The organism is uncultured Dialister sp. (assembly GCF_900538805.1).
GTDB lineage: Bacteria > Bacillota > Negativicutes > Veillonellales > Dialisteraceae > Dialister.
In genome coordinates, this window is sequence record NZ_UPZP01000133.1 from 1 (window position 1) to 4,703 (window position 4,703).

At 51.9% G+C, this 4,703-nt stretch carries 4 protein-coding genes; all 4 read left to right on the forward strand.

What is annotated here, in order from left to right:
• The first annotated feature begins 363 nt into the window (after positions 1-363).
• The 4 genes from QZQ29_RS08895 to QZQ29_RS08910 all read left to right on the forward strand — a co-directional run bounded on the left by QZQ29_RS08895 (position 364) and on the right by QZQ29_RS08910 (position 4,633).
• Positions 364-570, forward strand: coding sequence for a DUF2922 domain-containing protein (locus QZQ29_RS08895; protein ID WP_296962470.1), 207 nt, complete (start codon positions 364-366; stop codon positions 568-570).
• Between the two features lie 26 nt (positions 571-596).
• Positions 597-824: a DUF1659 domain-containing protein gene (locus QZQ29_RS08900; RefSeq protein ID WP_296962472.1), complete on the forward strand. Its 228-nt coding sequence runs from the start codon at positions 597-599 to the stop codon at positions 822-824.
• Between the two features lie 66 nt (positions 825-890).
• Entirely contained in the window at positions 891-1,370 is a 480-nt protein-coding gene (locus QZQ29_RS08905) for a phage holin family protein (RefSeq protein ID WP_296962474.1), read from the forward strand.
• Between the two features lie 1,091 nt (positions 1,371-2,461).
• Complete coding sequence (locus tag QZQ29_RS08910; protein ID WP_296962476.1) at positions 2,462-4,633, forward strand: Tex family protein; 2,172 nt, start codon at positions 2,462-2,464, stop codon at positions 4,631-4,633.
• Positions 4,634-4,703: the final 70 nt, after the last annotated feature.

Consider the following 4,703-nt stretch of genomic DNA (forward strand, 5'->3'; position numbering starts at 1 on the left):
AGGATGCTAAGAAGAAGTATGTTAACGCTATGCTCGTACAGGGTGGCGAAATCGACAAGTACATCGAGCGCGCTTCTGAAAGAAAATCCGGAATTGCTTGCTTTTCTTCGGGGGTACTAAATGATTCATATTTCCTTTGAAGAATGAATTTACGGAATTTTGGGCGAAAAGGTTACATTTTAGCTTTCTCAGGCAATATAAATAAGTGAAGGGGGTAAAAAAATCCTTCCTGAATAAGTGAAGAGGGTAAAAAATCCTTCCTGCAGCGTACGGGCAGTAGGGATGAAAATCACCCTTTCCGGCGGATTCCGGTCACGCCGATTGCAAGGCCGGAACAATGATTTCTTCATAGGAGGTCTTATCATGAAGACACTGGAACTCACTTTTGCCACTGCCGGCACAAACACCATCACCGTGACCCTGGACAATCCCAAGGATGATCTCACCCTGGAAACGGTCCGCACCAAAGCACCGGATATCGCCAACATCATGGTGAATCGATCCGGCGTGCAGGCGACTAATCTGCTGAAGGCAGAAGTTGTCAGCACTACCCGTGAAGAACTGGCCTGAAGGCATTGTAGAAAGGAGCACACATCATGGCAGTCAATAAGAACAAACTGGACCTGAAACTTCAGATTCGCGTATCTTCCGGCACCACTTCCACCGGAAAGACCGCATACAAGAACATCAGCTACTCCAACATCCGCATTGACGCAAAGGAAGAGGAGCTTCTGGCCGCATTCAATGCGCTGAGCTCCATGCAGTCTCTGCCGGTGGACGGCTGCAGGGTGGTAGAAACCTACGATCTCACTGCCGGAGCTTGATAGAAGATAGGGAAGAGGGGCTGCAGGGCAGTCCCTTTTCTCTTATGTTACAGATAGGAGGTTCCTATGTATACCTATTGGCAGTCTCTATGGGATCATTTCCCTTTCAAATCCTTTACCGGTGTCATTCTTTTGTGGGTGGGGCGGCAGGCGGGTATGTTCATGGTTTTCATGTTCCTTGTCTTCATGGACTGCTTCACCCGCTGGATGGCCATCAGTTACGGAAGGCTGGCAGCTAAAAAGGCCAATTCTCCGAGCCTTATGGATGCCATCCTTTCTATTCCGGCGGCCAGGAGGGAAGGACTCATTACCAGCCGGGTTATGAAGAAACAGGGGGTGGAGAAACTTATTCTCTATCACCTCTGCGTCCTCACCGCCGCCGGAGCGGACTACCTGCTCTCTCTTTCCGGTTCCTACCCCTTTCTATCCGGCGCTGTGGTGAGCTATCTGGCAGTGACAGAAGCCCTGTCCATCGTGGAAAACCTGTCTGATGCAGGAGTGGATGGACTGGAGAAGCTTGCCCAGCAGGTAAGGAAGAGGATGTAGGGGGAGCGGAATCGGGATCGGGATCGAGAATCGGGGGCCGCTTGGCGGCGGCAGGTGGTAGGCGCCTTTTGGAAATATGGGGGCGCCAGTATGATAAAACCTTTACAACCGCCCTTACGGGCGAAGGAAATGCATTCCCCCTTTGGTGGCTGACGCCACCACCTTTCTCCTAAAGGGAAGCATGTCACTGGATTCTCAGGCGTCTACGGCTCCCTGCGAATCCAGTGACACGCTTCACACCGTGGCAAAGGTGGTGCCGTAGGCACCAAAGGGGGGAAAGTCGCCGTAGGCGACTAATTCACCGAATAATTAGCGGTACTTAAGGCATAAGGAAGGCAATCCCGTAACGTTCTTGCGTCCCCTTTAGGGGAAGAGGGCCACGAAGTGGCGCAGGGGTGTACGACGCTGCAAGTCGAAAAGATACTCTACGCTGCCCTGACTGCCAATCGGCAGCCTTCCCGCCGATTGGTATTTAATAGTATTTGCCTCATACGCGATTTGTACCGAGATTCTTCACTTCGTTCAGAATGACAGTGAGGGTGGGAAGGTAATCCCGTAACGCAGGCTCCTTTCTCAGAAAGGAGCTGGGCGGAGCCCTGAGGATAGGTCCGTATATCTTGCGAAAGACCTGACGCCCCTATCTTCCGTCGCCTAACGGCGACACCCGCTGGCCGGGCTTTAAGGTGTTCGCTTTGTGTGCAGGCTATGCTCACACAAGAGCCCGGCTAGAAATCCTCTGCAGGATTTCTGCCTAAGGAAAGAGGCTTTTGCTCTTCGTCATGCAGCATTGGAGACATAAATGTAAATCCCGTAACGCTGACTATATACTCATCGCCGCCAAAGGCGGCGATACAACAACCCTCAGACTGTGCACATTCTGCAGAGAATGTGCAAGTCAGTCGAAGTTGGCCCTTAGCCTGCCCATAAAAGGGCCTTCCTTTTAATCGACTGACCGTTAGCGCTGTCAAACCGAACCCTCCGGCCGCAGGCCGGTCAATCTTAAGAACCCTGCTGTTCCCGACAGGGCGCTGAATTCTTTCTTATGATATGATATAAAAAGCACAGGAAATCGTTTCATAAAAGGAGGATGTATGCTTACAACGAACATTCCCAAAATCATTGCCCGGGAGCTTTCCATTTATCCACAGCAGGTGGTCAAAACCATGGAACTTCTGGATGCCGGCAACACGGTGCCTTTTATTGCCCGTTACCGTAAGGAGGCTACCGGCTCTCTGTTGGATGAACAGGTGAGGCAGGTGGCTGAAAAGGTATCGTACCTTAGAAATTTCGTGAAACGGCAGGAAGAAATCCTTTCTAAAATCGAAGAGCAGGGAAAATTGACTCCGGAACTTCGCAGTCGGATTACCAAGGCGCATAAGCTGCAGGAGCTGGAGGATTTATACCTGCCCTATAGGCAGAAGAGGGCCACCCGGGCTTCTAAGGCCAGGGAAAAAGGGCTTTCGCCGCTGGCGAAGGCTATGAGAGAGCAGAAGGAAAGACATGGAAACGCCCTCCGCTTTGCCGCTTCCTTTGTGAATCCGGAAAAGGGAGTAGAAACGGCAGAAGAGGCGCTGGACGGCGCTCGTGATATTCTGGCAGAGGAAATCATGGAAGATGCGTCTTTGCGGCAGGACATGAGAAGCCGCATCTGGAAGCAGGCTATGATTGAGACAGAGCTGGATGAATCCAAAGAAGGAGCCGCCACCTTCCTCATGTACAAGGACCACAGCGAGCCCCTGCGCCGCATGCCTTCCCACCGCATTCTTGCCATGAACCGCGGTGAAAAGCTGGGACTTTTGAAAGTCCGCTTGGACTTCGACCATGAACAGGCAATAGAAAATATTTTCAGGAAAATCTATAAAGGCCCCTCCATATTCAGGGAGGAGCTTCACCATGCCATAGAAGACGGCTATAAACGGCTTCTCCTGCCGGCTCTGGAAAGGGAAATCAGGAATCATATGACAGAAGAGGCGGAAAAGCAGGCTATCAAAATTTTCGGCATGAACCTGCAGCAACTCCTTCTGCAGCCGCCCCTGACAGGCTATACAGTGCTGGGCCTGGACCCGGGATATCGGACTGGCTGCAAAATGGCGGTGGTGGACCCCACGGGGAGGGTGCTTGATCATGGCGTTATCCAGGTCACCAAATCGGAAGGGGAAAGGCAGCAGGCTGAGAGAAAGGTGCTCTCCCTCATCCGGAAATACCATGTCACCCTGATTTCCATAGGAAACGGAACTGCTTCCTATGAAACGGAAAAATTCGTTTCCAATCTCATTTTCAAAAATCATCTGGATGTCCATTATCTCATTACCAGCGAAGCCGGCGCTTCCGTCTACTCTGCCTCTAAACTGGCCCGAGAAGAACTGCCAGAGTATGACGTCACCATCCGCGGTGCCGTTTCCATCGCCCGAAGGGTGCAGGATCCTTTGGCGGAACTGGTGAAAATAGACCCCAAAGCCATTGGCGTAGGTCAGTACCAGCACGATGTGAACCAAAAATTTCTGGGAGAAACCCTGGATGGCGTCATCGAATATGCCGTAAACCATGTAGGTGTGGACCTGAATACTGCCAGTCCCTCCCTTCTTTCCAACATCGCCGGCATCAGCGGTACAGTGGCAGGAAATATTGTGGCCTACAGAGACGCCAATGGCCCTTTTAGAGAACGGAAGACCCTTCTCAAGGTACCCCGCCTGGGACCGGCAGCCTTTACCCAGTGCGCCGGCTTTCTCCGTATCAGAAAGGGAAAGAGCCCACTGGATAACACCTCCATCCATCCGGAATCCTACGAACTGGCAGGGAAAATCCTTTCCCTTTTCCACATGGACCCATCGGACCTTGGAAATCCGGCTAAAACGGCCCGTCTGGCATTGGAAAGGCCTCATGTAAACGAAAAAGAAATAGCAGACAAACTCTCCGCCGGCCTTCCTACAGTCCATGATATTTTAGATGCCCTCACAAGCCCCGGCCGCGATCCCAGGGCAGACCTGCCAAAGCCCCTGACCCGCTCTGCCATCACTGACATTTCAGAAATCAAAGAAGGCACCATCATGAGAGGCACCGTCAGAAACATTACCGACTTCGGCGCTTTCGTGGATATAGGTCTTCACCACGATGGACTTCTCCATGTTTCCCAGCTGGGAGAAAAACGGGTGAAACACCCCTCAGACGTACTCTCCGTAGGAGACATACTGAATGTTAAAATCATTCAGGTGGACGAAAAAAGAAACCGCATCGGCCTCTCCCTGAAAGGTGTCAAGCAGTAGGGAAAGGGGCGGTATCGGGATTGCAGGTGCCCTGCTCTATAAGGACGCCTACGGCGGCTTTGAACGGGAT